Source organism: Prescottella defluvii, from assembly GCF_000738775.1.
Taxonomy (GTDB): Bacteria; Actinomycetota; Actinomycetes; order Mycobacteriales; family Mycobacteriaceae; genus Prescottella; species Prescottella defluvii.
Genome location: NZ_JPOC01000021.1, coordinates 60,706 through 86,443, shown reverse-complemented (window position 1 = coordinate 86,443; position 25,738 = coordinate 60,706). Strand labels below are relative to the sequence as shown.

Below are 25,738 nucleotides of genomic sequence, written 5' to 3'. Positions count from 1 at the left end.
ACTCAGCGAGACTAACGGTGATCTGTGCGACAGCCGAGGCTACTTTTCGCGAAAGGGCATGGCTGGATGATCGAACCTCGAGGTCCGGTTGCCGGTCGGGCCACGGATGGCTGACCCGCCTACACAGCCCGCAGTCAGTAGTAACGCGCCTACCGGCGCTGCGACAGGAGAGAATGAGTTGGAACGCACGACGATTGCCGAGATGCTCCTCGATCGCCTCGGCGACCAGCGTCCAGGTGTCCGTACCCGTGAGCAGGACTGGACGTGGGACGAGGTGGTTCGCGAGAGCGCTGCACGCGGATCGCTCGCGCAGTCGCTGAGGGTGGACGGCCCGTTCCACATCGGCATCCTCCTCGAGAACGTGCCGGACTTCCTGTTCTGGCTCGGCGGTGCAGCCCTGGTCGGCGGCACTGTCGTCGGCATCAACCCGACCCGCGGTGCGACGGAACTCGAGGCCGAGATCCGTTACGTCGACTGCCAGTTGATCGTCACCGACGCCGAGGGCATGGCGAAGCTGAAGGATCTCGATCTCGGCCTGGCCGACGATCGGTTCATCCTGATCGACGCCCCGGACTACCAGGACCGCATCGACGCGCACCGGGTCGAGCCGGCGATTGCCGACGGCATCGACGAGGACAACCTGTTCCTGCTGCTGTTCACGTCGGGCACCACCGGTATGTCCAAGGGCGTCAAGTGCAGCCAGGGGCGGCTCTCCCGTCTCGCGTACGCGAACACGAAGAAGTACGGCCACCACCGCGACGACGTCGACTACTGCTGCATGCCGCTGTTCCACGGCAACGCGCTGATGGCCCTGTGGGCCCCGGCCCTGGCGAACGGCGCCACCGTCTGCCTGCCCGCGGCCCGCAAGTTCTCCGCGTCCGGCTTCCTGCCCGACGTGAAGTTCTTCGGCGCAACGTTCTTCACGTACGTCGGCAAGGCGCTCGGCTACCTGATGGCGACCCCGGAGCAGTCCGACGACAAGGACAACAAGCTCGAGCGCGCCTTCGGTACGGAGGCCTCGCCCGAGGACAAGGTCGAGTTCGTGCGGCGTTTCGGTGCCGAGCTGTTCGAGGGCTACGGCTCCTCGGAGGGCGCCGGCTCGGTCAAGCTCGACCCGGAGGCCCCCGAGGCGGCCCTCGGCCGTCCGGCGCACGCCGGCATCGCGATCGTGAACCCCGAGACGCGCGAGGAGTGCGTCCGCGCGATCCTCGACGAGCACGGCCGGGTCCTGAACCCGGACGAGGCCATCGGCGAGATGATCAACAAGGAGGGTGCGCGCGCGTTCGAGGGCTACTACAAGAACGACGCCGCCGACTCCGAGCGCATCAAGCACGGCTGGTACTGGACCGGTGACCTCGGGTACGTCGACGAGGCCGGGTTCATCTACTTCGCCGGCCGCAAGGGCGACTGGATCCGCGTCGACGGCGAGAACACGTCCGCGCTGATGATCGAGCGGGTGATCCGCCGCCACCCCGACGTCATCGCGACCGGTGTCTACGCGATCCCGGACCCGCGGTCGGGCGACCAGGTGATGGCCGCGATCGAGGTGGATTCGATCGACGGGTTCGACGTCGACAAGTTCGCCGAGTACCTCGCGGGCCAGGCCGACCTGGGTACCAAGGCGACCCCGCGGTTCCTGCGCGTGTCCACGAACCTGCCCGTCACCGGATCGAACAAGGTCCTCAAGCGTGAGCTGCAGGCGGAGCTGTGGCGCACCGACGAGCCGGTCTACCGCTGGGAAGGCCGCGGCGAGCCCGTCTACAAGGCGATGACCGCCGACGACAAGGCCGCGCTCGAAGCCGAGTTCGTCTCGTTCGGGCGCCGGCGTTTCCTGGGCATCTGAATGGCGGTCCGCAAGGTAGCCTTCGTCACCGGCGCGAGCCGGGGCATCGGCCGGGAGATCGCTCTTGCCTTCGCGCGCAAGGGTTTCGACGTCGCGATCACCGCGCGCACCGTCCGCGAGGGGGAAGGGGCGGTCACGCCCCGCACCCGCGCGGAGGGTGAGGCGCTCCTCGCGGTCCCCGGCAGCCTGGAGACGACGGCCGCCGAGATCGAGTCGTGCGGTGTCCGTGCGCTGCCGATCCGGATGGATCTGCTGGAGCTGGACTCGGTCGTCGGCGCCGCCGACGAGGTGCTGCGTGAGTGGGGCCGTGTCGATGTCCTCGTCAACAACGCGTACGCGCAGACGGCCGGTCACATGGAGCGCATCCTCGACCTCCGGCTCGACGACGCCGAGGTCATGGTGCGGGGCAACTACCTGCACCAGTTGGCCCTGATCCAGCGGGTGCTGCCGTCGATGCTGGAGAACGGGGACGGCGTCGTCGTCGACCTCGTCTCCGGGTCGGCCACCACCGATCCGCCGGCCGCGCCCGGCGAGGGCGGTTGGGGCGTGGCGTACGCGGCGTCGAAGGCGGCCTTCGGTCGCCTGGCCGGTGCCGTCAATGCCGAGTACCGGGGTCGGGGCATCCGCGCGTTCAACCTCAGCCCCGGGTTCGTCGTCACCGAGTCCGGCAAGGCGCGCGGTGGCACCGACCGGATCGAGGACGCCGGCTTCGACGCGGTGCCGGCGACCGTGCCCGCCGCAGCGGCCGTGTGGCTGGCCACCGACCCGGACGCCGACCGTTTCCTCGGCCGGGTCGTCTGGGCGCCGAAGCTGGTGAACGATCTGGTCGATCCGGCCGAGCGCTGAACCGGACGCCGGAACTGGGATTCCCGTCGCCGCGAGGGGCTTGCCGTGAGCGGCGGTGACTGGTCTCATCGGAATTGTCCACCGGCGATTCCCGCTGGGCGAGACGTCCGCCCCGGCGGACCGGTGTGCTGGCTAGCGTCCGGACAAACGAGGTAGACAGTCGCCATCCGTGGCGGCTGTCTACTTTGGCACTGACGTCAATTGTGAGTCGTTCTTTGTTAGGGAGAGTAAACGATGGATTTGAGGGAATCCCCCGAACAGCTCGCGCTCCGCAAGGAGTTGCGCGAGTACTTCGCGAACCTGCTGCCTGCGGAGAAGCGCCGCGCAGCTGGTGAGCAGGGCGTGGGCGGCGAGTACTTCCGCGAGGTAGTCAAGCTGCTCGGCCAGGACGGCTGGCTCGGCATCGGGTGGCCCAAGGAGTTCGGTGGACAGGGGCGTTCCATCGAGGAACAGTTCGTGTTCTTCGACGAGGTGCAGCGCGCCGGTCTGCCCTTCCCGTTCGTCACGGTCAACACCGTCGGCCCGACGCTGATGAAGTACGGCACCGAGGAGCAGAAGGAACGCTTCCTGCCGGGCATCCTCGCGGGCGACATCGTCTTCGCGATCGGCTACACCGAGCCCGAGGCCGGCACCGACCTCGCCTCGCTCAAGACCCGCGCCGTCCTCGACGGCGAGGAGTTCGTGGTCGACGGCAACAAGATCTTCACGTCCGGCGCCAACACCGCCGACTACGTGTGGCTCGCCGCCCGCACCGATCCGGAGGCCCCCAAGCACAAGGGCATCTCGATCCTGGTGGTCCCCACCGACGATCCGGGCTTCTCGTGGTCGCCGATCCCGACCGTCGGCGGCCTCATGGTCACCTCGACGTACTACAGCGGCATCCGCGTCCCGCAGAAGGACGTCATCGGTGAGGTCAACGGTGGTTGGCAGTTGATCGCCGCGCAGCTCAACCACGAGCGCATCGGTCTCGCCGCGATCGGTGGCCGCACCTACGGCCTGTGGCATCAGGTGCTGGACTGGGCCAAGGAGAACGGCGCCATCGAGATCCCTTGGGTGCAGCAGGAATTCGCGCGCACGCATGCGAAGCTCGAGGCGATGCGCCTGCTCAACTGGAAGATGACCGCCGCGGTTGCCGCGGACACGCTGTCCGGTGCCGACGCCGGCGCCACCAAGGCGTACGGCACCGAGACCCACATCGACGTGTACCGGACCCTGCTCGGCATCCTCGGCGCCGCGGGCCGGATCCGACCCGAGTCGCCGGGCGCGCTGCTCGCCGGGCAGATCGAGCAGATCTCCCGCCAGGGCATGGTCAACACCTTCGGCGGCGGCGTCAACGAGGTCCTGCGCGACATGGTCGGCACGATGGGCCTGGGTCTCGTGCGTGAGAAGAGGGTCAAGTGAGCGAATTCTTCACCAAGCTCCGGGAATTCGAGGGACAGGTCCTGACCCCCAAGACGTGGGGCCCGGACGAGGTCAACACCCCGATGATCCGGCACTGGGTCGAGACGATGGGGGACACCAACCCGGTCTACCTCGACGACGACGCCGCTCGGGCGACCGGCCGGGACGGTGCGGTCGCACCCGCGCTCATGGCCCAGGTCTGGATCATGCGCACGTTCACCGACAAGATGGCGAACAACGATCCGTCGCAGGTGTGGACCGATCTGATCGCCACGCTCGACGACGCGGGCTTCTCGTCCGTCGTCGCGACCGACTCGGACTTCGAGTTCTTCTCGGAACTGCGTCCCGGCGACCGGGTTTCGATCACCGAGGTGATCGAGAACGTCTCCGAGGAGAAGTCGACCGGCCTCGGTGTCGGGCACTTCGTCACGACGCTCAAGACGTACTGCAACGGTGACGACGACGTCGTCGCGACGCAGCGTTGGCGCACCCTCCGGTTCAAGCCGAAGGGCAGCGAGAAGGCCGCCGAGAAGCCGGCAGGTCCGATCCCGGGCCTGCGCCCGCGTCCGGCGCTCAACGTCGACAACGCCTTCTGGTTCGAGGCCGCCAAGGAGCACCGCCTGGTGATCCAGCGTTGCGCCTCCTGCGGCACGCTGCGGCACCCCACGGGACCGATGTGCGGCGCGTGCCAGTCGCTCGACTGGGACACCGTCGACGCCTCGGGCCGCGGCACCGTCTACAGCTTTGTTGTCAACCACCACCCGCAGATTCCCGGGTTCGAGTACCCGCTCATCGTGGCGACCATCGAACTCGAAGAGGGCACCCGCCTGATCGCGAACATGACCGGCATCGCGCCGGGCGACGTCGAGATCGGCATGCCGGTGGAACTGGACTGGATCGACGCCGACCCGGATCTGACGCTGCCCGCGTTCCGGCCGGCCGCACGGGAGGACTCCTGATGGACTTCAACTTCAGCGAAGAGCAAGAGGCAATTCGCAACCTCGCCGCCGAGGTCTTCACCAGCAAGGCCGACATCGACCGCGTCAAGCAGGTCGAGCTGAGCGACGAGCGCATCGACCGCGACCTGTGGCGCGAACTCGCGAACACGGGCCTGCTCGGCATCGCGCTGCCCGAGGATCTCGGCGGCGGCGGACTGGGCCTGGCCGAGCTGTACGTGCTGCTCGAGCAGCAGGGCCGCCACGTCGCGCCCGTGCCGATCTGGCAGTCGGCCCTCGCGGCCCTCGCGGTCGCCGAGCTCGGCACCGACGCCCAAGCCGCCGCGCTGGTGCCGGGTGTCGCCGAGGGTTCGAGCTTCCTGACGATCGGCCTCGAGGAATTCGGTCCGTACGTCGACGGTGACCCGCAGACCACCGCCACCGAGGCCGGCGGCCAGTGGACCCTGACCGGCGCCAAGGCCGTCGTCCCGATCACGCACGTCGCCGATCGCGCGATCGTCTCGGCGACCACGCCCACCGGCGCGGCGCTGTTCGTCGTCGACCTGGCGGCTGCCGGTGTCTCGGTGGAGCAGACGCACTCCACCAACTGGGAGATCTGCGGCAACGTCACGCTCGAGTCGGCTCCCGCGGAGCTGCTCGGCCCCGCCGACGGCACCACCGCACAGTGGCTCGTCGACCGCGTCGAGCTGGCGCTCGCCGCGATCCAGCTCGGTGTCGGATCCGGCGCCACGGCGCAGGCCGTCACGTACCTCAACGGTCGCCAGCAGTTCGGGCGTCCGCTCGCGACGTTCCAGGCCGTCAACCACCAGCTGGCCGACTGCTACATCGACCTGCAGGCGATGAGCGTGACCCTCTGGCAGGCCACCCAGAACCTCGTCGACGGCACGGACGCCGGCACCTCGGTCCTGGTCGCGAAGTGGTGGGCGACCGACGGCGGCCAGCGCATCGTGCACCGCACCACGCACCTCCACGGCGGCATGGGCGTCGACACCGACTACCCCGTGCACCGGCACCTGCTGTGGGGCAAGCAGATCGGCGCGACCCTCGGTGGATCCGCATCCGACCTGGCGCGTCTGGGCGCGCAGCTCGCCGCGGGTGTCGAGGTGGTCGGATGACCGCCACCGTCACCGTCACGGGCCGCAGCTACGACGACATCACCGTCGGCGAGGTGCTGCCGGAGCTGGCGATCCCGTTGACCCGCACGCTGATCGTGTCGACCGCGATCGCGACCCGCGATTTCCAGGACGTGCACCACGATCCCGAGCTGGCGCGTGAGCGCGGCAGCAAGGACGTGTTCATGAACATCCTCACCAGCAACGGGCTGGCGGGACGCTTCGTGACGGACTGGGCCGGACCGCATCCGACGGTGCGCCGCGTGAAGATCCGCCTCGGCGCCCCCAACTACCCGGGCGACACGATGACGATGACCGGCGAGGTGGTCTCCAAGGAGAACGGCCTCGTCGAGGTCAAGATCGTCGGAGCGAACAGCCTGGGCAACCACCTGTCGGGCACCGTGACGGTCGCCTACCCCGACGCTGAAGGGAAGGACGCCTGATGGCTGTCAGCCCGCTCTCGGGTGCCGCCGCGATCGTCGGTATCGGCGCCACCGAGTTCTCCAAGAAGTCCGGCCGCTCCGAGCTGCAGCTCGCGTGTGAGGCCGTCACCGCCGCGCTGGCGGACGCCGGCATCGACCCGTCCGAGGTCGACGGTCTGACGACCTTCACGATGGAGACCAACGGCGAGATCCTCGTCGCACGCAACTGTGGACTGGGGGAGCTGAAGTTCTTCTCCCGCATCGGTTACGGCGGCGGCGCGGCGTGCGCGTCGGTGCAGCAGGCCGCGATGGCCGTCGCGACCGGTGTCGCCGACGTCGTCGTGGTCTACCGCGCGTTCAACGAACGCTCCGGCATGCGCTTCGGTGCCGGCCAGCACGACCGCCCGATGGACTCCACTGCGGATCGCGCAGCCTACGCGTGGCTGACCCCGCAGGGACTGGCGACTCCCGCCCAGTGGGTCGCGATGTTCGCCCAGCGGTACATGCACCAGTACGGTGCCACGAGTGAGGATTTCGGTCGGGTTGCCGTCGTGGCGCGCAAGCATGCCGCGAACAACCCGAAGGCGTGGTTCTACGGCAAGCCGATCACGCTCGAGGACCACCAGAACTCCCGGTGGATCGCCGAACCGCTGCACCTGCTCGACTGCTGCCAGGAGACCGACGGCGGCCAGGCCCTCGTCATCGTCTCGGCCGAACGCGCCAAGGACCTGCGTCAGAAGCCCGCGATCATCAAGGGCGCCGCGCAGGGCAGTGGCAAGGACCAGCACATGATGGCGAGCTACTACCGCCCCGACATCACCGGTATCCCGGAGATGGGTCTGGTCGGTCGTCAGCTGTACGCGCAGGCCGGTCTGACGCCGGACGACATCAATGCGGCGATCCTCTACGACCACTTCACCCCTCTGGTGCTCCCGCAGCTCGAGGAACTCGGTTTCTGCCGTCCCGGCGAGGCCAAGGACTTCATCCGCGAGGGCAATCTGGAGATCGGTGGACGGCTGCCGAGCAACACGCACGGCGGCCAGGTCGGTGAGGCGTACCTGCACGGCGTCAACGGCATCGCCGAGGCGGTCCGGGTACTGCGGGGCACGTCCACCAACCAGCCCGAGAACGTCGAGAACATGCTCGTCACGGCGGGAACCGCGGTTCCCACGTCGGGTCTGATTCTCGGCGTCGCCTGACCGAATTACCTGGAAGGACCAAAGAATGACGGCAGTGGAGCAGAAGCCGGCCGGCGCGTGGCGTGGGGTCGACCTCGGCACCCGCACGGTGAGCTACGACGAGCGCGACGCGATCCTGTACGCGCTCGCCGTGGGTGCGAAGGCCACCGACCTGGACCTCGTCATGGAGGACCGGCTGCGGGTGCTGCCGACGTTCGCGCTGACCCTGGCGCAGTGGGCCCCCGACGAGCTGGGGCAGCGCGGTGCCTTCGACATGAAGACCGCGCTGCACGGCTCGCAGGAGCTGAAGGTGCTCGCGCCGCTGCCCCGCAGCGGTGAGGTCACCCTGAAGGCCAGCGTCGGTGAGGTCTGGGACAAGGGCGCCGCGGCGGTGTTCGAGGTCAAGGTCGAGTGCGAGTACTTCGTCGCGACCTGGTCCCTGTTTGCCCCGGGCGCAGGCGGATTCGGTGGCGAGCGCGGCCCGTCCAAGCCGCCGGCACCCGAGGGCGACGCGAACGTGACCGCTCAGCTCGAGACCGCGTTCAACGTGGCCGCGCTGTACCGGCTCACGGGCGACCGTCACCACATCCACATCGACCCGGCGGCCGCCGCGGGTATCGGCCAGCCGCGTCCGATCATGCACGGCCTGTGCACGCTCGCCGCGTCGACGCTGCCGCTCGCTCAGGAACTCGGCGTGCACCCGGCGGATCTGACGGAGCTGCAGGGCCGCTTCGCGGCGCCGATGTTCCCCGGGGACACCGCCGACCTGCAGGCCTGGGGCGACGCGTCGGGTCTGTCCTTCGAACTGATCCGCGAGGGTAAGGCTGCGATCTCCGGCGGTTACGCGGTCTTCGCCAAGTAGCCCCACGACTTCAGCTGCGGGAGCACTCGACTTCGGTCGTGCTCCCGCAGCTGTTTTCATTCGACGGGTGATGCGAGTCGTCCACTCACACTGCGGCGGACCAGTTGGCGTCGTAGACGCGGAGCAGGTTGCCGCCCAGGATCTTCCGCAGGTCGTCATCCGACCAGCCCGCCCCGGTGAGCGTGCTCGCGAGATTCGGGAACTTCTCCACGTTCTCGAATCCAGTTGCGCCCCAGTTGCCGTTCTGCAGGGCCTCGGCCATCTCGAAATAGGTCAGCGGTCGGGTCCTCGGCTTGCTCATTCCCATTCCGGCCGCAATCTCGCCGATGCTGTTCTCGGCCCCGCGGGCCATGCGACCCACCTGTCCCATGAGCAGGGCCAGTTCGGGCGAGACGCTTCCCGGGGTCGCCTCCGAATCCGTTCCGATGGCCACGTGGTCGACACCCACGAGATCGACCACATATTCGATGTGGCGCAGGTAGTCGTCGATGGTCGGCCGGACTCCGGGTGTCGTGGCGCACAGGGGTGCGTAGGGAATGAGTCCGATGACTCCGCCCTTGGCCGCGCACGCGATGATCTGTTCATCGGTCAGGTTCCGGTGCTGTTCGAGCGCGGTCGCCCGTGGGTTGAGGCGGGAGAAGATGCACGGCTTGGTCGACAGTTCGATGGCTTCGAGGCTGGAGTTGATCCCGGTATCCACGAGGTCGATCACGATCCCGGTGTCGTTCAAGGCGCGGATGAGCTCGCGACCGAAGAACGACAGTCCCGTGTTAGTCGATTCGAGGCTGCCGTCGGCGGCCATGTTCCGCTCGTTGTAGGCGAGTTGCATGACCCGGAGTCCGGCGTCGTGGAAGACTTCGACCAAGGATGTGTCCCTGCCCAGCATGTCGGCACTCTGGGCGCCCAGGACGAGTCCGACGCGACCCTCCTTCTTGCACCGTCGAATGTCGTCCACGTTCTGTACGAGTTCGAAACGTGAATCGGCTCGGATGATATTGCGCTGCTGCTGAATTCGGCTCAGCGCCTGCGTAGTCCCGTCTCGGGGCCATGTCACGACTGTTTGCAGTGCGGTCACTCCCGAGCGTTCGATGCGCTCGTGCCACCCGGTGGCCGAGACCGAACATCCGTCGATGACGATCGAATCGTCGAATACGTTGCGCGACAATAGGGATTCGTCGATCGTCAACTGCATCTCCTCGAGTGATTCCAGGCCGGCATCCACGTTCTGCAAGGCCGCGATTGCTGCATTCGGGCACAGATGTGCCCGATATGGGCGATTGCGGCCGAGATTACCGGATTCGGGTGTGATGTGCGGCATATCGACTCAATCAGTCAGTTGTTTGACCAATTCGTGGATTCGCCGTGCGCTTCGAGTCTCCATGACCCTACGATGGTGCCCCGCAGGATCGCGGGCAACGTGGCCTCGGGGCCGGGAAGCGTTCGTTGCGGTCGAACTCCCCGGAGGCGGGCCGGATTCATTGCGTTCGAAACACTCACGGAGGATTGACGAGTAGTGGGAAACATTTTCGGCAGACGTCTCGGCGGCATGGTGCTGGCGTCGTGTGTGGGCGCGGCGCTGGTCGCGGGTTGTGCCTCGAGCGGTGGCACCGCGGCGAGCGGCGATACCGTGCAATCCGGAGCAGCCCGCATCGTGGGTACTCAGGGTGACGGTGGATCCGTCCAGTCCGGTGGAACGTTGACGTACGCCGCGTACTCGGTGCCTGCGAGCCTGGATCCGGCACGCACGCAGGTGGCGGGGACGACGGGCGGAACGGAGATGGCCGCGATCTACGACCTACTCATCCGCCATGATTCGGCCACCAACGAGTTCGTGCCGCAGCTCGCGAAGTCCATGGACGAGAGTGAGGACCGGCTGACCTGGACGATGAAGCTGCGTGAGGGCATCACGTTCAGTGACGGCACACCGCTCGATGCGCAGGCCGTCGTGGCGAGCATCGACCGTCTCAACCGGAACAAGGGCGCCTCCACGCAGCAGTACCTTGCGGCTGTCGCAAGCACCGAGGCGACCTCCCCCGACACCGTGACGTTCACCCTCACGGCCCCGTGGAGCGCGTTCCCGGCGATGTTCACGTTCGGCCACGGCATGGTCGTCGCCCCGGCGTCCGACGGGCCGGACGGCAAGTTCGCCCCGATCGGTGCCGGCCCGTTCACGCTGGGCAAGTTCACTCCACCGGAGTCCATCGAGTTGGTTGCCCGCGACGACTATTGGGACGGACGGCCGAACCTGGACGCGGTCAAGGTCGTATCGGTCCAGGGGGATCAGCCGAAGATCGACACGCTGCAGTCCGGTGGCGTCGACATGATCTACCTCCGCAACGCCGATACCGTCAACGCTGCCAAGGAGCGGTTCCCCGGATACATCGACCCCACCAGCATCGGTCAGGTAGTACAGATCAATCAGCGTGCGGGCCACGCGGGTTCGGACGTGCGAGTGCGGCAGGCGATCGCATATGCGATCGACCCGGTGCTGGTCGACCAGCGGGTCCGCCAGGGCGAGGGAATGCCGGGTTCGGTGATCTTCCAGGACTGGTCCCAGTGGCACAACGATGTTCCTGCAATCGCACCCGATCCGGCGAAGGCCCGCGCACTGCTGGACGAGGCGAAGGCGGACGGCTATGACGGCAAAGCGTCTTATCTGGCGATCTCGGAGGCGAACTCGCAGGCGAATGCGTTGGCGATCCAGGCGCAGTTGAACGCCGTCGGATTCGATGTGACGATCGACTACGTTCCCAGCGTCACGGACATGGTCAAGCGCCTCTACGTCGACAGGGACTTCGACCTGGGGTTCGGCGCGACCAGCCTGCTCGACGCCGCGCCCGAGATCCGCCTGTTCAGTGCGGTCGACAGTGCCTCCACCAACAACATCAACGGGGTGAACTCCCCACAGATCGACGCGGCGCTGGACGCCATTCAGGTGGCTCCGACCAGCGACGACAAGGTCCGGGCATTCAGTGAGTTGCAGGCCATCGTCAACGAACAGGTTCCGTTCGTGAATCTCGGAGCGACGGAAGCTTTCATCGGCTGGGACGAGTCCGTCTACGGGGTGAACCCGAGCCTCGACGGCATTCTGCTGCTGGACGAGGCCTGGATCAAGAAGTAGTCCCGCGGCCGAGGCCGAATGTCACACGTGTTCAGTTCAACCGATCGTGTGTGACATTCGGCCGAGAGCCGGGGGTGGTGGATCAGAGTTCCGGGTGGGTCGCCATGTAGCGGGCCGGGTACTCGCCTCCGCCGTGGACGGCGATGTCGGCGCCGTTGACGTACGACGACAGGTCGCTCGACAGGAACAGGCACGCCTTCGCGATATCGGACGGGGCGGCCATGCGCTGCATCGGCAGGGTGCGGGTGACGGCGGCGCCGCCGTCCTCTCCGTACACGGCGGCGGCGGCATCGGTGCGAATCAGGCCGGTGGTGATGTGGTTGACGCGGACCTTCGGCGCCCATTCGAGGGCGAGGGCCTTGGTGAGTGCGAGGAGGCCGGCCTTGGCGGCGGTGTAGGCGGCGGTGCCGGGCTGCGGCTGGTGCGCCGAGACACTGCCGATGTTGACGATCGCGCCGCCGGTCTCCTGTTCGCGCATCACGAGGTTCGCGGCCTGCGCCATGTAGGCGGGGGCCAGCAGGTTGAGAGCCACGATCCTCTCGGTGAACCGCGGCGACACGGTCGCGGCGTCGACGTCGGGCGAGCCGCCGGCGTTGTTGACCATCACGTCGAGGCGGCCGAACCGGTCGACGGCGTCCTGGACGAGTGCAGTGGCGTCGGCGGGGTCGCGCACGTCCACCGCGCGGAAGGCTGCGGTGCGGCCGTCGACGGTGGGCAGGTTCTCGGGCTCGTTGCGGGCACACACGAGCACGTCGGCGCCGGCCGTCAGGAAGTGCTCGGCGATGACGAAGCCGATGCCCTTGGTGCCGCCGGTGACGACCACTGCGCGACCGGAGAAATCGATCGGGTTGGGGTAGCTCATCGGAACTGCCTTTCTGTCGTGGCGCAGCCCCCTACACCACGAGGATCGTTGGTGCTCAGAAGTTTCCGCCACCAATTTCACGAAAACGCTGCGCGCAAGCAAATGCTTGGTTGAGAATAGTCGACTGGAGGGCTGTAGCACCAGGTCTCCGAGCTTTCTACGACATCCGAGAGCAGGTACACATGGGCAAGCTTGACGGTAAGGTCGCGCTGATCACGGGCGCCGGGCAGGGCATCGGGCAGGGCATCGCGCACGCACTGGCCAAGGAGGGTGTGTCGATCGCGGTTGCGGGCCGCACCGAATCCAAGCTCGTCAACACGGTCGAACAGATCGAGGCCTACGGTGGCAAGGCGTTACCTGTCCGGTGCGATGTCAGCAGTGCGTCCGACATCGAGGCCGCCGTCGAACAGACCATCGGGTTCTTCGGCGGTGTCGACATCCTCGTCAACAACGCCAACGACTGCGGCCCGGGGCCGCTGCTGTCGGTGAAGGACGAGGACTTCGAGCGGTCGTTCGCGACCGGCCCGCTCGCGACGCTGCGCATGATGCGTGCGTGCTACCCGTCGATGAAGGAGCGCGGCGGGGGGTCGATCATCAATCTCGTGACGTCGGCCGCCGTCCGTTGGGACGCGAGCAACTACGGCGCCTACGGCTCGATCAAGGAGGGCATGCGTTCGCTCACCCGTGCTGCCGCGTGCGAGTGGGGTATCGACGGAATCCGGGTCAACTCGGTAGCGCCACACGCGATGTCGCCGGCGCTCGAGGGCTGGATCGCCGCCCGTCCGGAGGAGGCCGCGGCATTCAAGGCCAGCATCCCGCTGCGCCGCATCGGTGACGCCGAATCCGATATCGGGCGCGCGGTGGTGTTCCTCGTCGGTGACGACGCCCGCTACCTGACCGGCGCCACGATTCCGCTCGACGGTGGGCAGGCCCGCTGGGGCTGACCTCGCGACGACGCGCGCGTGCCCGCACCTTTCGAGGAGGTGCGGGCACTGCTGTCCGGTGACCGTGCTTCGCGGTCAGAGCAGATGGACCTTCTTGTAGAGCATCTTGGACGGGCCGCCGACCAGGCCGACGCTGTCGAGGAAGCTCATGAGCTTGGAGCCCGACGTGCGGATCATGTCGTGGTGATGGGTGTTGGTGCGCGCGGCCTCGAGTGCGCGTTTCTTGTCGAGGCCGGCGTTCGCGTAGACGTCGGGGTGGATCATGCTCTTGACGACGAAGTGGACGACGGTGGCAGTGTTGACGCGCTCGACCGCCAGTCGGGCGCGGCTCGCGCCCTGCAGGCGACGCCCGACCTCTTCCCGCGCGAAGCGGATGTGCCGGGCCTCCTCGAGGACGTGGATCTTGCTGACGGTGCGGGTGACCGGCTGGACGCGCTCGTCCTTCATGAAGTCGCGCTGCATCATGTCGAGGATCTCCTCGGCGGCCATCACGCTGGCGTAAGCATTGGCGCCGCTGAACAGACCGCCCCAGAGGCGACCCGCCTTGTGGATGAACGGGATCGGACCGTAGTCAGGCATCCCGAGGCGCTCGCCGGCGCGGGCGAACATCACCGAATGACGGCATTCGTCGGCCACCTCGGTGAGCGCGAACTGGACGTGACGCGAATGCTTGTCGCGGCCGTACACGTCGCGCAGCAGCATCTGCATGAGCAGGATCTCGAACCACAGTCCGACGCTCGACACGCTCGCGGCCTCGTGCTTGGTGAGCTCGATCTTCTGCTCGTCGGTCATCTCGTCCCACAAGGTGGTGCCGTAGAGCGTGCTCCACTCGGGAGTGAGTCCGAACTTGTCGGCGGGAACGGGTGCCGCCCAGTCGACCTCGACCATCGGGTCGTAGGACTTGCGCGCCGACGACGCGAGCAGCCGGCGTGCGGTCTCCTCCCGGTCGGATACCGGCGGTGCTGTGCGAGTCGACGGAGTCGCAGTGGTCATGACTACCCCTCGTTCGTGTCACGGCCGCGGTCGCGGCGAGGCCATCTGTGTGTGACTGATGGTTACTGTTAGCTGAACCATACAATGGCCATTGTCACGATGGCAACGGTCACATCGGGGCGGCGTCGGGTTTTGCCTGCTAGTGGCGTGTTCCTCCGAGTTCGGCGACCGCGTTCCGGAGCAGTGTCCCGGCCTCGGCGTACTTCTCGGGGATCAATCGACTGTCGGGGCCGCTGACCACGAGTGCGCCCAACGGCCTCCCGCTCAGGTCGGTGACGGCCGCGGCGATGCTCGTCGAGCCCTGCTGGACGGCGCCCTCGCACAGTGACCAACCGCGGTCGCGGATCCGGTCGTACTCCGCTTCGGCGAGCAGTGCGCCGGGGTCGTCGGCCAGATCGGCGCGTTCGGCGGCTGTGAGGTGGGCGAGGATGGCGCGTCCGGCGGCGCTCGTCTCCGGGGGATGGACCGCGCCGACCTGCAGTGCGGTGCGGACCATCTGCCGGCCCTCGGCAACGTCGACGACGACGATCGTCGTTCCGTCGAGCAGTGCGAGGTGTGCGGTCTCGCCCGTCGCGTCGCGGATGGATGCCAGCAGGGGACGCGCGCGAGCGGGTAGGGACGACGTGTTGAGTGCGCGCCCGGCGACGACCAGCGGCTTCGTCGACAGCTCCCATCGTGGTGGTGTATCCGCCAGCGGCCGAATCCAACCGGAATCGTGCAGCGTCGCGAGCGTGCGCTGCATGGCGCTCTTGTCCTCGCCGACCACCTGGCACAGCGCGGTGAGGCCGATGGGTTGGTGTGCGGCAATCGCCTCGACGACGCGGAGACCGCGCGCGAGGGTGCCGAGTGTCTTGACTGCGATCTGAATCACTCCTACTGTGTGTATCTGAAAGTGATAGTAAGTATCGCATAGCGATACTTTGCTTGCAAGGGTTTGCGTTGCAATACCTTTCGACAAAGGAGAAATCGGTGACGGCTGTCAATCAGGAACTCGACCCCGCCCTCTTCAACCCGGAGCCCGAGCAGGCCGAGGTCAAGTACACGGTCATCTCCGTCGACGACCATGTCGTGGAGCCGGCGCACCTGTTCGAGACCTGGATGCCCGCGGGGCTGAAGGACCGGGGACCGAAGATCCTCGAGAACGAAGAGGGCGCACAGGTCTGGGAGTTCGACGGCAACATCTACTCGCAGGTCGGCATGAACGCGGTCGCCGGACGCCGCAAGGAGTCCGTGAAGTACGAGCCGTTCCGCTTCGACCAGATGCGTCCCGGTTGCTACGACATTCATGCCCGCGTCAAGGACATGGACAAGGGTGGCATCTGGGCGATGCTCAACTTTCCGTCGCAGATCACGGGCTTCTGCGGCCGCGTCTTCGCGCACGCGTCCGACAAGGAGGTGGGCATCGCGGCGGTGCGCGCCTGGAACGACTGGCTCTACAACGAGTGGTACCTCGAGTACCCGACCCGCGTGATCCCCGGCGGCATCACCTACCTCACCGATCCGGTCGAGGCGGTCAAGGAGATCAAGCGCAACGCGGCGCGCGGTTTCACGTCGGTCACCTTCCCCGAGCGTCCGCACGCGATCGGCCTTCCCTCGCTGTGGGATCGCGACCACTGGGATCCGATCATCCAGGCCTGCGTCGACACCGACACCGTCATCTCGCTGCACGTCGGCAGCTCCGGCATGTACCAGTACCCGCAGGGAGCCCCGGGGCTTCAGCTGGGCGCCACCATGTTCGGTCAGCTCTCGCTCGGCGCGTGCAGCGAGTGGCTGTGGTCGGGCTACCCCAAGGACCACCCGACCCTCAAGATCGCGATGAGCGAGGGTGGCATCGGCTGGGTGCCGATGCTGATCGACCGTCTGGACAACATCATCGACCGCTCCGGCTACGGTCTCGGCTGGGACGAGCGCCCGTCGGACATCCTGCGCCGCAACTTCTGGTTCTGCACGCTCGACGACCCGTCCACCATTGCACTGCGCCACGTCATCGGCGTCGAGAACATCATGCTCGAGACGGACTACCCGCACGGTGACGGAACCTGGCCGCACACCCAGAGCGTCCTGGAGAACTACTGGGGCGACATTCCGGCGAACGAGATGCGCTCGATGTGCAGCGAGAACGCCGCCAAGCTGTACCGCCACCCGCTGCCCGAGATCGTCCTGCCCCGCGGCTGAGAGGAATCCACCCAATGAGTTTCACCCCCACCGCGGACCGGCTGATCCCGGAACTCGATCCGCGCGAAGAGATCGTCCTGCTCGGCCGGACCCTCTGGAACGAGGGCTACCGCGACCATCTCGCGGGCCACATCACCTACAACCTCGGCGACGGCACGTTGCTGTGCAATCCGTGGCTGCTCACGTGGGAGGAGATGTGCCCGGAAGACATTCTGCGAATCGATCTGCAGGGCAACCTGATCGAGGGTGATTGGCCGGTCCCGCTCGGGATCCCGCTGCACCTGGCGCTGCACAACGCCCGCCCGGAGGTGGTGTGGGCGCTGCACAACCACTCCGAGTACGGCACGGTGTGGGGCGACATCAAGGAGGTGCCGCCCGCGTACGACCAGAGCTCGAGCCTCGGCGGGGGTGAGCTGGTCCTGGTCGACGAGTACGACGGCGCCGTCAACAGCATGGAGGCTGCGGAGAAGGCGGTCCGGGCGATCGGGGACGCCGATCGTGCCCTGCTGGGCGGACACGGGGTCTTCGTCATCGCGGACACCGCGCGGGCGGTCTACCTCCGTGCGGTCGCGCTCGAACAGCGGTGCAAGAACGCGTGGATGGTGCGCGTGGCGGGCGGGCCGGACAAGACGTCGCTCCCGGACTGGTGGCTCGACCGGCAGTTGAAGAACGACGGCAACGGGTACCACGGCTTCTGGGAAGCGGCGGTGCGCGCGGCATTGCGTGCCGAACCGACTCTCGCGCAGAAGATCCTGTCCCGGCCGCGATGACCGTGGAATCGGCATCCGTGGGGGCGGGACCGGGCCCGGTAGCGGCCCGTCCCGCCCCGGCGGAACGCGCAGCGGACATCTTCACGTGCCGCGAGGTCGTCCGGATCATCTCCGGGATCGAGCGGCGTCCGCCCGGCGAGCGGCTCGACGAGTACTACTGGGCCGAACTGTTGGGCGGTTGCACCGAGAGCGAGGTGCTCGAGGCGACGTGGGACCACTATCGTCGGCACTCCCGCCCGCTCTGGCCGGCGGACATCCTGACCTGGGTGGCGGCTCGGCGCGCGGCCGGAGAGCAGGTCACCCGATGAGTGCGACGGTGGTCCTGGTCCCCGACGAGCGCGGGGTGGCAGCGCTCGCCGGGATCCCGGACGTCCGCGCGGTCGTGTACGACCCGGACGTTCCGCGACTTCCCGACGACGCCGCTGCCGCGGAGGTCCTGGTGGTGCAGCGCCTCGATCCGGTGGGCGCCGGTCCGCTGTTCGCACAGTTGCCGCGGCTGAGGATGGTTCAGCTGTTCAGTTCCGGCGTCGAGCGCTGGGCGGACGTCGTGCCCGACGGCGTCCGGGTGTCCAATGCGGACCGTGTGCACGGCGGCACGGTCGCGGAATGGGTGGCCGCGCAGTTGCTGTGCCACTACCGGGATCTCGCTGCGTATCGGGTCAAGCAGTCGGATCGGCGATGGGAGGCGCATCGCACCGGCACGCTCGCGGGGAAGCGGATCCTGGTGTTCGGCGCGGGCGACATCGGTGAGCACGTTCGCCGGATGCTCGAACCGTTCGGCTGCATCGTCACGGTGGTCGGCCGGACCGCACGCGACGGGATCGTGGACGTCACGGAGGGGATGGCCCGACTGGGCGAGCAGGACGTCGTGATTCTCGCAGTGCCGCTCAGTGATACGACGGCCCACCTCGTGAACGCCGATTTCCTGGGGAAGATGCGCGACCACGCGGTCCTGGTGAACGTCGGCCGGGGCGGACTGGTCGACACGCGGGCCCTCCTCGACGTCGCGGGCCGCATCCATGCGATTCTCGACGTCACCGATCCCGAACCGCTTCCCGCCGACCATCCACTGTGGGGCGCACCGGGCGTGGTCGTGACACCGCACGCGGCGGGGATCACCGACGACGTCCTCGATCGGTGCTGGTCCGCGGTAGCGCGGAAGGTCGCGGCGTACGCCGACGGAACACTGACAGGAGAGCCTCGGTGAAGGCATTCGGATTCGACTGGCGTTGGCAGGCTTCCAGCGAGTTGCTCAGTGTCGAGGACTACCGGCAGGCTGCGCGACGGCGTCTGCCGCGCATGGTGTGGGCATACGTCGAGGGCGGGGCCGACGACCTGCGCACCGTCGCCGGCAACCGCTCGGCGTTCGACGACTGGTGGCTCGTGCCGAGCGTCCTGGCCGGCCACGACACTCACGACCTGTCCACCGAGATCGCCGGGTTCCCGCTCTCGATGCCGGTCCTCACCGCGCCCACCGGTTTCAACGGGCTCACCCGGTGGAGCGGCGACCTCGATGCGATCGGTGCAGCGGAGCGGGTGGGTACCCGCTGCGTCGTGAGCACGGCGTCGACCTGGTCGGTCGAGGAGATCGCCGACGCGGCCGCCGAGCCACACGCATTCCAGCTGTATCCCGGTGCCGGCGGGGTGGCCGCGGCACTCATGCGGCGCGCCTGGGCCGCCGGCTTCCGTTCGCTGTTCGTGACGGTCGACGTCCCGACCGTCGGCAATCGCGAGGGGGAGAGACGTGCAGGGATGGGGGTTCCGCCCGTCCTGACGCCGCGCCGTCTCCTCGACGTGTCCCGGCACCCGCGATGGGCCTACGACGTCGTGCGGCACCAGCGGATCGGCGGCCGCAACCTCGCGTCCGGGGACGGCGTGACCGCGGCGCTCGCCTCGATCGAGGTCCAGGAGCGCCACCTCGTGCAATCCCGTTTGAACTGGGACGATCTCGCCTGGATGCGGGACAACTGGCACGGTCGCCTGTACATCAAGGGCGTGCTGCGCGCCGAGGACGCCGTCCGCGCCGTCGATCTGGGCCTCGACGGCGTCGTCGTGTCGAATCACGGTGGTCGCCAACTGGACAGCTGCGTGCCGTCGGTGACGGCGCTGCCCGCGGTCGCCGACGCCGTCGCCGGCCGGGCGGAGGTCCTGCTCGACGGCGGGATCCGGCGTGGCACGGACGTGCTGAAGGCGCTCGCGCTCGGAGCGGACGCAGTGCTGATCGGCCGCCCGTGCCTGTACGGGATGGCCGTCGCCGGTGAACACGGCGTCGAACACGTGCTGACGATTCTGAAGTCGGAGATCGAGCGGGGCCTGACGCTTCTCGGTGTGCGGGACATCCGTGACGTCGGCCGATCGCATGTGCGGCGTGTCCGAGACGGTCGCGACGAGATGGAGATGCCACTCCTTTCCACCCAGTGAGACGTAGGCCACACCGACCGTCGATTCTCCTGTATCAACAGATGCGTTCCAGACGTTCGCGCTGTTCGAGGAGGGCTGTGAGGGGTGTCCTGGCGGTGGTCGACGCGACGACCGGCCGCCCGGCGTGATCGCCAAAGCGGTCGACCATGTGAAAACCGTTGCCGATGAGGCGTTCCGGAGACGCGAAACGCCCTGTCGTGCGTTTGTTCGGGATGTCCGGACACGATTCGGCGCGCTGCGCCGGCGTCGACCGTCGCAACCCGGTGTGATTTGCCGCACATCGGATGTGACACACTGCTAGTGTCCCTTCCAGCGATGGCAGGGGACTGAAACATCTTTTGCCGCAGCTCTTCCGGGCTACTCGTCAGTAATCCGCGCGTGGCGCGAACCACCCGAGTCGACCCGATCAGCCGGGCAGGTGGTCCGCTGCCGGCTGCGTACAACACGAAAGTGCGATCCCACGTACGGTGCGAACCGATTCGTCGTGGGTCTTTTCAGGAGGCATTGCATGATGGACAAGTGGATTCGCGGTTCGAGGAGCCTGGTGGCGGTGGCCGTCGCCGCAGTGGCACTGGCCGGCTGTGGCGGCGGTGCGTCTTCCTCGACGACATCGTCGGCTGATTCCGGAGAACTCGATTCGTCCGCGACCCTGCGTGTCGCGACCGCGGCGCCGTCCCGGAACCTCGATCCCTACCTGCAGACCAGTGTCGGTGGATACGGTTACCTCTCGCCCATCTTCGACCGGCTCACCGTTGTCGACGCCGACAGCAATCTCGAACCGGGGCTTGCGGAGTCGTGGGAGTTCGCCGCGGACGGGTCGTACCTGGACCTGAAGCTGCGCCAGGGCGTGACCTTCCACGACGGTACCCCGTTCGATGCGGCGGCGGTGGCCGCGAACATCAAGCGCGGCCAGACGATGGAAGGCAGCACCGTGGTGGCCGCGTTCAAGAACATCACGGCGACCGAGGTGGTCGACGATCACACGGTCCGGCTCCGGTTGGCGCCGGGCAGCGGTGTCGAACTTCCGGGTGTCTTCAGCACCAACGCCGGAATGATGATCAGCCCGAAGGCCATCGAGGCGGGCACGGACATCCGGAACGATCCGGGCAAGAGCGGATCGGGAGCATACGAGGTCGCCTCCTACGTCCCCGAGGAAACGCTGGTGCTCGTTCGGGCCGAGGGCACCAACTGGGATCCGGAGGCGGGCAAGGTCGCGGGCATCGAGATCAAGGCGATGCCCGACGCGAGCACCCGTCTGAACGGTCTCAAGACCGGGGCCGTCGACCTCAGTTGGGTCAGTTCCGCCAACGAGGTCGTCGAGGCGCAGTCGCTCGCGAAGAGCGGCACCCTGGCGGTCGACGAGGTCTCGTTCCGCAACGTGCTCGGTGTGTACATGCGCGCGCAGGGCGATCTGACGAAGCCGGAGGTCCGGCAGGCCGTCGCCTACTCGATCGACCCCGCGGCCATCAGCGCGCTGTTCTCCGGCACCTGCACGCCTTACCAGCAGTTGTTCCCCGCCGGCAGCTGGGCAGCTGACGACTCCTACGAGTACCCGTACGCGTTCGACCTGGACAAGGCCAAGAGCATCGTCCAGGGCGCCGGGGGAGCGCCGAAGATCACCCTCACGTTCGGTGCGGGAACCAACACGGAGAAGCCCGCCAACGTCATCCAGTCCATGCTCGCCGCAGCAGGATTCGATGCCGAACTCAATCCGGTCCCGAACAGTCAGAACGAACCGCGCTACGCCGCGGGGGACTTCCAGTCCATGGTTGCCAACAGCTTCACCCCGAAGGTCGATCCCGCCGAGACGGTGAACACCTACGTTCTCGGCGCCTACGACCTGTCGAACGGCAACCCTCAGATCAAGGAGCTGGCCGCTAAGGCCGCGAATCCGACTCTGTCGCAGGACGAGCGGGCACCCCTCTACCAGGACATCGGGGACCAGACCCTGAAGGAGGCGATGTTCGTGCCGATCTGCAACCTCACCAACGCCACCGTCGCGGTCGACAAGGTCGTCGGCATCGACGGTATCCCGTGGGTGAACAACGGTCTCTTCGACATTCGCCACGTGGGGATCGCGAAGTAGCACGCGGTCTCCCGCCCTCCCATCCATCCGCCGAGACGTCTCGAGAGGCCGACGATGTTGCGATATGCCGGTAAGAGGCTGCTGGCAGCGATTCCGCTGCTGTTGGTCGTGCCGCTGTTGATATTCCTGTTGATCGACCTGGCGCCGGGTGATCCGGCGGTGATCCTCGCGGGGGAGGAGTCGACCCCCGAGCGGCTCGAGCAGTTGCGGGCGAGCCTGAACCTGGATCAGAACGTGTTCGTGCGGTATCTGGATTGGGTCGGGTCGGTGCTCCAGGGTGACCTGGGAGTGTCGCTGCTGTCGGACCAGTCGGTGGCCGAGTTGCTGCTGCGGCGGATGGCGACGACGTTGTCGTTGGTCGGGTTCGCGATGGTGCTCGCGGTCGTGATCGGTGTGATCCTCGGGGTGCTGGGCTCGCTGCGTCCGGGTGGCGTGGTCGACCGCGGCATCAATGTGCTCGCATCGATCGCGATCGCGATCCCGGCGTTCTGGTTCGGTCTGGTGCTGGTGTCGCTGTTCGCGGTGTCGAATCAGATCTTCCCGGCATTCGGCTACGTCCCGCTGTCGGACGGGGTGGTGCCGTGGTTCCAGCACCTGGTGTTGCCGGGCGTGGCGTTGGCGCTGTTGCCGGCGGCGGAGGTGACACTGCAATTGCGGTCGGCCCTCGGGCAGGTGATGGGCAGCGACTACATCCTGAATGCGAAGGCGCGCGGGCTCGGTCAGGCCAGTGTGGTCCTCAAGCACGGTCTGAAGAACGCGTGCATCCCGGTGGTCACGGTCCTCGGGTTCCGGGTCTCCGAGGTTCTCGGTGGTGCGGTGACGATCGAGATCATCTACGGCATGCCGGGGATGGGTTCGCTGGCGGTCAACAGTGTGCAGAACCACGATGTTCCGGTGTTGCTCGGGTTCGTGTTGTTCACCACGTGTGTGGTGGTGGTCGTGAATCTGTTGGTCGACATCTCGTACGGCTACTTCAATCCGAAGGTGCGCGCATGACAACAACTTTGCCTACCGAGGTGGCGGACCGGGCTCCTGGGCGTGCCGGTCGGGTGTGGGGTGTGGTGCGACGGCGTCCCGCGGCGACGGTGGCCGGGGCGTTCGTGCTGCTGCTGGTCGTGATGGCGGTGTTCGCGCCGTGGCTGGCGCCGTACGATCCGTATGCGCAGGATCTGCTGGGGCGGTTGCAGCCGCCGTCGTCGACGCACTGGTTGGGCACCGACGACTACGGCCGGGATGTGCTGAGTCGATTGATCTTCGGTGCGCGAATCTCGTTGCAGGCGTCGTTGCAGGCGGTGGTCCTGGCGTTGGTGCTGGGATTGCCGCTCGGCGTGATCGCCGGCTACCTCGGTGGCTGGGTCGATACCGTCCTGACCCGGATCATGGATGCGTTGATGAGTGCGCCGTCGCTGGTGCTGGCGATCACGATCGTCGCGGTGCTGGGCTCGGGGATCACCAACGCGATGCTCGCGGTCGGTCTGGTGATGGCGCCCCGGTTCTTCCGGGTCGCGCGGGCGTCGACGATGGACGTGCGTGGCGACACCTACATCGAGGCGTCGGTCGCGTTGGGCTGCACTACCTCCCGCACCATCGTTCGGCACATCCTGCCGAATGTGATGCCCCCGATCGTGCTGGTCATCTCCGTCTCGCTGGGCACCGCGGTCGCGGCGGAAGCGAGCCTGAGTTTCCTGGGACTGGGTGCGAAGGCGCCGGCGGCGAGCTGGGGCTCGATGCTGTCGACGGCGGCGTCGAACATGCAATTGGCGCCGTACCTGGTGTGGCCGCCCGGTGTGATGATCTTTCTGACGGTGCTCGCGTTCACCTATCTCGGTGACGGTGTGCGCCGAGCGTTGACGAGGAGTCGAAATGGCAGTAACTGACACCCTCACCCGCCGCGGCGGGACGCCCGTCGACCCGACAGCGCCGTTGCTGCGGGTGCGCGATCTCGCGGTGCAGTTCCGGGCCGGCCGCAAGGACTGGGTCACCGCCGTGCAGGACGTCTCGTTCGACGTCGCCGCCGGCGAATCCGTCGCCCTGGTCGGCGAATCCGGCTCCGGGAAGACCGTGTCGTCGCTCGCGGTGATGGGCTTGACCGGCGACACCGGGGGACGGATCTCCCGGGGCAGCGTGGAGTTCGACGGCCGTGACCTGACTCGGTTGCCGGGCAAGGAATGGCGGGACCTGCGCGGCACCGGGATGGGCATGATCTTCCAGCAGCCGATCCGGTCCCTCAACCCCGCCTACACGGTCGGTGATCAGATCGCGGAGTCGGTGCGCAAGCATCTGGGTCTGGACCGCAAGGCGGCGATGGCGCGCGCGGTGGAGATGCTGGAGTTGGTGCAGATCCCGCGGGCGGCGGACCGGGTACGGGAGTACCCGCACGCGTTCTCCGGTGGCATGTGCCAGCGGGTGATGATCGCGATGGTCATGGCCTGCAATCCGCGACTGCTGATCGCGGACGAGCCGACCACGGCGCTGGATGTGACGGTGCAGGAGACGATCCTGGACTTGTTGCGGGATCTGCAGCAGCAGACCGGGGTCGCGTTGCTGTTCGTCACCCACGACCTCGGTGTCGTCGCGGAACTGTGCGAGCGGGTCGTGGTCATGTACGCCGGTGAGGTCATCGAGGACGGTCGCGCCGACGAAGTGTTCTTCTCCCCGCAGCACCCGTACACGTCGGGGTTGCTGGCGTCGATCCCGCGTCCGGGTCTGAACGCCGATCGCCGGCTGACGGCGATCCCGGGACGGATCCCGGCCGCGGGGGAGTGGCCGGCGGGCTGCCACTTCCACGACCGCTGCACCCACGCCCGGGCCGGTCTCTGCGACACCACGCATCCGGCTCTGGCCGAGACGGTCCCGGGCCGGGCGGCCCGGTGCCTGCGGGCGACCGATCTGCAACTGCACGGAGTGGAGGCACCATGAGTTTGCTCGAGGTCACGAACCTGACGAAGTCGTTCTCCACCCGCCGGGACTTCCTCGGCCGCAAGACCGGATGGACCCACGCGGTGAAGGACGTCTCGTTCACCCTCGACGCCGGCGAATGCCTCGCCGTCGTCGGCGAATCCGGGGCGGGGAAGTCCACGGTCGGGCGGATGGTGCTGCGGCTGATCGAACCCGACACCGGCACCGTCGTCTTCGACGGCGAGGACGTCCGCGGCGCGAAGCCGGCACGACTGCGGGCGATGCGACGCGGAATGCAGATGATCTTCCAGGATCCGCATTCCTCGCTCGACCCGCGGATGACCGTCGCCGAGGCGGTCGCCGAACCGCTGATCGTGCACACCGACCTCGACAAGGCCGCGCGTGATCGGCGGGCGAAGGAGTTGCTCGACAAGGTCGGTATCGGATCCCGCTACCTGAGCCGGTATCCGGCCGAACTGTCCGGTGGGCAGTTGCAGCGCGTCGCGATCGCCCGCGCGTTGACGTTGGAGCCGAAGATGATCGTCTGCGACGAACCAGTCGCGGCGCTGGACGTGTCGGTGCGGGCGCAGGTGCTCAACCTGCTGCGGGACCTGCAGGAGGAACTCGGCCTGGCGTACCTGTTCGTGTGCCACGACCTCGCGCTCATCGAGGTCATCGCGGACCGGGTGATGGTGATGAAGGCCGGTGAGGTCGTCGAGACCGGCACCGTCACCGACATCTACGACCATCCGCAACAGGACTACACCCGGAAACTGCTCGAGGCCATCCCCGTCCCGATCCCCCGGTCGGCCCGCGTGGTCTGATCTCCGCCACGCACCGGCCTCCGG

At 67.4% G+C, this 25,738-nt stretch carries 24 protein-coding genes; 20 read left to right on the top strand and 4 right to left on the bottom strand.

Annotation, left to right across the window (positions count from 1 at the left end; genetic code table 11):
- The first annotated feature begins 202 nt into the window (after nt 1-202).
- From IJ15_RS0108200 to IJ15_RS0108165, 8 genes are all read left to right on the top strand, one after another.
- Nucleotides 203-1,843: an AMP-binding protein gene (locus IJ15_RS0108200; RefSeq protein WP_031937854.1), complete on the top strand. Its 1,641-nt coding sequence runs from the start codon at nt 203-205 to the stop codon at nt 1,841-1,843.
- Nucleotides 1,844-2,689 (top strand): SDR family oxidoreductase, encoded by an 846-nt coding sequence (locus IJ15_RS0108195; protein ID WP_031937853.1) that lies wholly within the window; start codon nt 1,844-1,846, stop codon nt 2,687-2,689. It begins immediately after the preceding gene.
- A gap of 234 nt (nt 2,690-2,923) precedes the next feature.
- Nucleotides 2,924-4,090 (top strand): acyl-CoA dehydrogenase family protein, encoded by a 1,167-nt coding sequence (locus IJ15_RS0108190; protein WP_031937852.1) that lies wholly within the window; start codon nt 2,924-2,926, stop codon nt 4,088-4,090.
- Nucleotides 4,087-5,049 carry a bifunctional MaoC family dehydratase N-terminal/OB-fold nucleic acid binding domain-containing protein gene (locus IJ15_RS0108185; protein WP_031937851.1) on the top strand — a complete coding sequence of 321 codons (963 nt, stop codon included), beginning with the start codon at nt 4,087-4,089 and terminating at the stop codon, nt 5,047-5,049. The genes IJ15_RS0108190 and IJ15_RS0108185 overlap by 4 nt, the downstream gene beginning before the upstream one ends.
- Complete coding sequence (locus IJ15_RS0108180; RefSeq protein ID WP_031937850.1) at nt 5,049-6,161, top strand: acyl-CoA dehydrogenase family protein; 1,113 nt, start codon at nt 5,049-5,051, stop codon at nt 6,159-6,161. Before IJ15_RS0108185 ends, IJ15_RS0108180 begins: the two co-directional genes overlap by 1 nt.
- Nucleotides 6,158-6,601 carry a MaoC family dehydratase gene (locus IJ15_RS0108175; protein ID WP_031937849.1) on the top strand — a complete coding sequence of 148 codons (444 nt, stop codon included), beginning with the start codon at nt 6,158-6,160 and terminating at the stop codon, nt 6,599-6,601. The genes IJ15_RS0108180 and IJ15_RS0108175 overlap by 4 nt, the downstream gene beginning before the upstream one ends.
- Complete coding sequence (locus tag IJ15_RS0108170) at nt 6,601-7,779, top strand: lipid-transfer protein (protein ID WP_031937848.1); 1,179 nt, start codon at nt 6,601-6,603, stop codon at nt 7,777-7,779. The genes IJ15_RS0108175 and IJ15_RS0108170 overlap by 1 nt, the downstream gene beginning before the upstream one ends.
- 25 nt (nt 7,780-7,804) lie before the next feature.
- Nucleotides 7,805-8,620, top strand: a complete 816-nt coding sequence (locus IJ15_RS0108165) for a MaoC/PaaZ C-terminal domain-containing protein (RefSeq protein ID WP_031937847.1) — start codon at nt 7,805-7,807, stop codon at nt 8,618-8,620.
- Nucleotides 8,621-8,705: 85 nt separating this feature from the next.
- Here the strand turns inward: IJ15_RS0108165 and IJ15_RS0108160 are convergent, their stop codons facing one another.
- A complete protein-coding gene (locus IJ15_RS0108160) occupies nt 8,706-9,842 on the bottom strand; it encodes a dipeptidase (protein WP_231569463.1) in 1,137 nt (378 codons plus the stop codon).
- Nucleotides 9,843-10,133: 291 nt separating this feature from the next.
- On the opposite strand from IJ15_RS0108160, the gene IJ15_RS0108155 reads away from it, so the two are divergent.
- A complete protein-coding gene (locus tag IJ15_RS0108155; protein ID WP_231569460.1) occupies nt 10,134-11,741 on the top strand; it encodes an ABC transporter substrate-binding protein in 1,608 nt (535 codons plus the stop codon).
- Between the two features lie 82 nt (nt 11,742-11,823).
- Here the strand turns inward: IJ15_RS0108155 and IJ15_RS0108150 are convergent, their stop codons facing one another.
- On the bottom strand, nt 11,824-12,603 hold the full coding sequence (locus IJ15_RS0108150) for an SDR family oxidoreductase (RefSeq protein WP_031937844.1): 780 nt from the start codon (nt 12,601-12,603) through the stop codon (nt 11,824-11,826).
- 182 nt (nt 12,604-12,785) lie between these two features.
- On the opposite strand from IJ15_RS0108150, the gene IJ15_RS0108145 reads away from it, so the two are divergent.
- On the top strand, nt 12,786-13,547 hold the full coding sequence (locus IJ15_RS0108145; RefSeq protein ID WP_031937843.1) for an SDR family NAD(P)-dependent oxidoreductase: 762 nt from the start codon (nt 12,786-12,788) through the stop codon (nt 13,545-13,547).
- 75 nt (nt 13,548-13,622) lie between these two features.
- Here the strand turns inward: IJ15_RS0108145 and IJ15_RS0108140 are convergent, their stop codons facing one another.
- Together IJ15_RS0108140 and IJ15_RS0108135 are read right to left on the bottom strand one after the other, a co-directional pair.
- Nucleotides 13,623-14,540, bottom strand: a complete 918-nt coding sequence (locus IJ15_RS0108140; protein WP_031937842.1) for an AurF N-oxygenase family protein — start codon at nt 14,538-14,540, stop codon at nt 13,623-13,625.
- 139 nt (nt 14,541-14,679) lie between these two features.
- Nucleotides 14,680-15,411, bottom strand: coding sequence for an IclR family transcriptional regulator (locus IJ15_RS0108135; protein ID WP_031937841.1), 732 nt, complete (start codon nt 15,409-15,411; stop codon nt 14,680-14,682).
- A gap of 98 nt (nt 15,412-15,509) precedes the next feature.
- On the opposite strand from IJ15_RS0108135, the gene IJ15_RS0108130 reads away from it, so the two are divergent.
- The 10 genes from IJ15_RS0108130 to IJ15_RS0108085 all read left to right on the top strand — a co-directional run bounded on the left by IJ15_RS0108130 (nt 15,510) and on the right by IJ15_RS0108085 (nt 25,714).
- On the top strand, nt 15,510-16,715 hold the full coding sequence (locus IJ15_RS0108130) for an amidohydrolase family protein (RefSeq protein WP_031937840.1): 1,206 nt from the start codon (nt 15,510-15,512) through the stop codon (nt 16,713-16,715).
- 14 nt (nt 16,716-16,729) lie between these two features.
- A complete protein-coding gene (locus IJ15_RS0108125; protein ID WP_031937839.1) occupies nt 16,730-17,485 on the top strand; it encodes a class II aldolase/adducin family protein in 756 nt (251 codons plus the stop codon).
- Nucleotides 17,482-17,793, top strand: a complete 312-nt coding sequence (locus IJ15_RS0108120) for a hypothetical protein (protein WP_031937838.1) — start codon at nt 17,482-17,484, stop codon at nt 17,791-17,793. Before IJ15_RS0108125 ends, IJ15_RS0108120 begins: the two co-directional genes overlap by 4 nt.
- On the top strand, nt 17,790-18,692 hold the full coding sequence (locus tag IJ15_RS0108115) for an NAD(P)-dependent oxidoreductase (protein WP_031937837.1): 903 nt from the start codon (nt 17,790-17,792) through the stop codon (nt 18,690-18,692). The genes IJ15_RS0108120 and IJ15_RS0108115 overlap by 4 nt, the downstream gene beginning before the upstream one ends.
- Nucleotides 18,689-19,906, top strand: a complete 1,218-nt coding sequence (locus IJ15_RS0108110; protein ID WP_031937836.1) for an alpha-hydroxy acid oxidase — start codon at nt 18,689-18,691, stop codon at nt 19,904-19,906. The genes IJ15_RS0108115 and IJ15_RS0108110 overlap by 4 nt, the downstream gene beginning before the upstream one ends.
- Nucleotides 19,907-20,414: 508 nt before the next feature.
- A complete protein-coding gene (locus IJ15_RS0108105) occupies nt 20,415-21,992 on the top strand; it encodes an ABC transporter substrate-binding protein (RefSeq protein WP_031937835.1) in 1,578 nt (525 codons plus the stop codon).
- Nucleotides 21,993-22,046: 54 nt separating this feature from the next.
- The gene (locus tag IJ15_RS0108100) at nt 22,047-22,988 is read left to right on the top strand and encodes an ABC transporter permease (RefSeq protein WP_031937834.1); all 942 of its coding nucleotides are present in this window, start codon (nt 22,047-22,049) and stop codon (nt 22,986-22,988) included.
- Nucleotides 22,985-23,869, top strand: a complete 885-nt coding sequence (locus IJ15_RS0108095) for an ABC transporter permease (protein WP_031937833.1) — start codon at nt 22,985-22,987, stop codon at nt 23,867-23,869. The genes IJ15_RS0108100 and IJ15_RS0108095 overlap by 4 nt, the downstream gene beginning before the upstream one ends.
- A complete protein-coding gene (locus tag IJ15_RS0108090; protein WP_031937832.1) occupies nt 23,856-24,911 on the top strand; it encodes an ABC transporter ATP-binding protein in 1,056 nt (351 codons plus the stop codon). Before IJ15_RS0108095 ends, IJ15_RS0108090 begins: the two co-directional genes overlap by 14 nt.
- A complete protein-coding gene (locus IJ15_RS0108085; RefSeq protein WP_051918631.1) occupies nt 24,908-25,714 on the top strand; it encodes an ATP-binding cassette domain-containing protein in 807 nt (268 codons plus the stop codon). The genes IJ15_RS0108090 and IJ15_RS0108085 overlap by 4 nt, the downstream gene beginning before the upstream one ends.
- Nucleotides 25,715-25,738: the final 24 nt, after the last annotated feature.

Coding starts and splice junctions, on each gene's coding strand:
- IJ15_RS0108200 (WP_031937854.1), top strand. CDS start 203: ATGCTCCTCGATCGCCTCGGCGACCAGCGTCCAGGTGTCCGTACCCGT.
- IJ15_RS0108115 (WP_031937837.1), top strand. CDS start 17,790: ATGAGTGCGACGGTGGTCCTGGTCCCCGACGAGCGCGGGGTGGCAGCG.
- IJ15_RS0108175 (WP_031937849.1), top strand. CDS start 6,158: ATGACCGCCACCGTCACCGTCACGGGCCGCAGCTACGACGACATCACC.
- IJ15_RS0108100 (WP_031937834.1), top strand. CDS start 22,047: ATGTTGCGATATGCCGGTAAGAGGCTGCTGGCAGCGATTCCGCTGCTG.
- IJ15_RS0108090 (WP_031937832.1), top strand. CDS start 23,856: ATGGCAGTAACTGACACCCTCACCCGCCGCGGCGGGACGCCCGTCGAC.
- IJ15_RS0108085 (WP_051918631.1), top strand. CDS start 24,908: ATGAGTTTGCTCGAGGTCACGAACCTGACGAAGTCGTTCTCCACCCGC.
- IJ15_RS0108170 (WP_031937848.1), top strand. CDS start 6,601: ATGGCTGTCAGCCCGCTCTCGGGTGCCGCCGCGATCGTCGGTATCGGC.
- IJ15_RS0108180 (WP_031937850.1), top strand. CDS start 5,049: ATGGACTTCAACTTCAGCGAAGAGCAAGAGGCAATTCGCAACCTCGCC.
- IJ15_RS0108195 (WP_031937853.1), top strand. CDS start 1,844: ATGGCGGTCCGCAAGGTAGCCTTCGTCACCGGCGCGAGCCGGGGCATC.
- IJ15_RS0108190 (WP_031937852.1), top strand. CDS start 2,924: ATGGATTTGAGGGAATCCCCCGAACAGCTCGCGCTCCGCAAGGAGTTG.
- IJ15_RS0108150 (WP_031937844.1), bottom strand. CDS start 12,603: ATGAGCTACCCCAACCCGATCGATTTCTCCGGTCGCGCAGTGGTCGTC.
- IJ15_RS0108165 (WP_031937847.1), top strand. CDS start 7,805: ATGACGGCAGTGGAGCAGAAGCCGGCCGGCGCGTGGCGTGGGGTCGAC.
- IJ15_RS0108105 (WP_031937835.1), top strand. CDS start 20,415: ATGATGGACAAGTGGATTCGCGGTTCGAGGAGCCTGGTGGCGGTGGCC.
- IJ15_RS0108095 (WP_031937833.1), top strand. CDS start 22,985: ATGACAACAACTTTGCCTACCGAGGTGGCGGACCGGGCTCCTGGGCGT.
- IJ15_RS0108145 (WP_031937843.1), top strand. CDS start 12,786: ATGGGCAAGCTTGACGGTAAGGTCGCGCTGATCACGGGCGCCGGGCAG.
- IJ15_RS0108140 (WP_031937842.1), bottom strand. CDS start 14,540: ATGACCACTGCGACTCCGTCGACTCGCACAGCACCGCCGGTATCCGAC.
- IJ15_RS0108120 (WP_031937838.1), top strand. CDS start 17,482: ATGACCGTGGAATCGGCATCCGTGGGGGCGGGACCGGGCCCGGTAGCG.
- IJ15_RS0108125 (WP_031937839.1), top strand. CDS start 16,730: ATGAGTTTCACCCCCACCGCGGACCGGCTGATCCCGGAACTCGATCCG.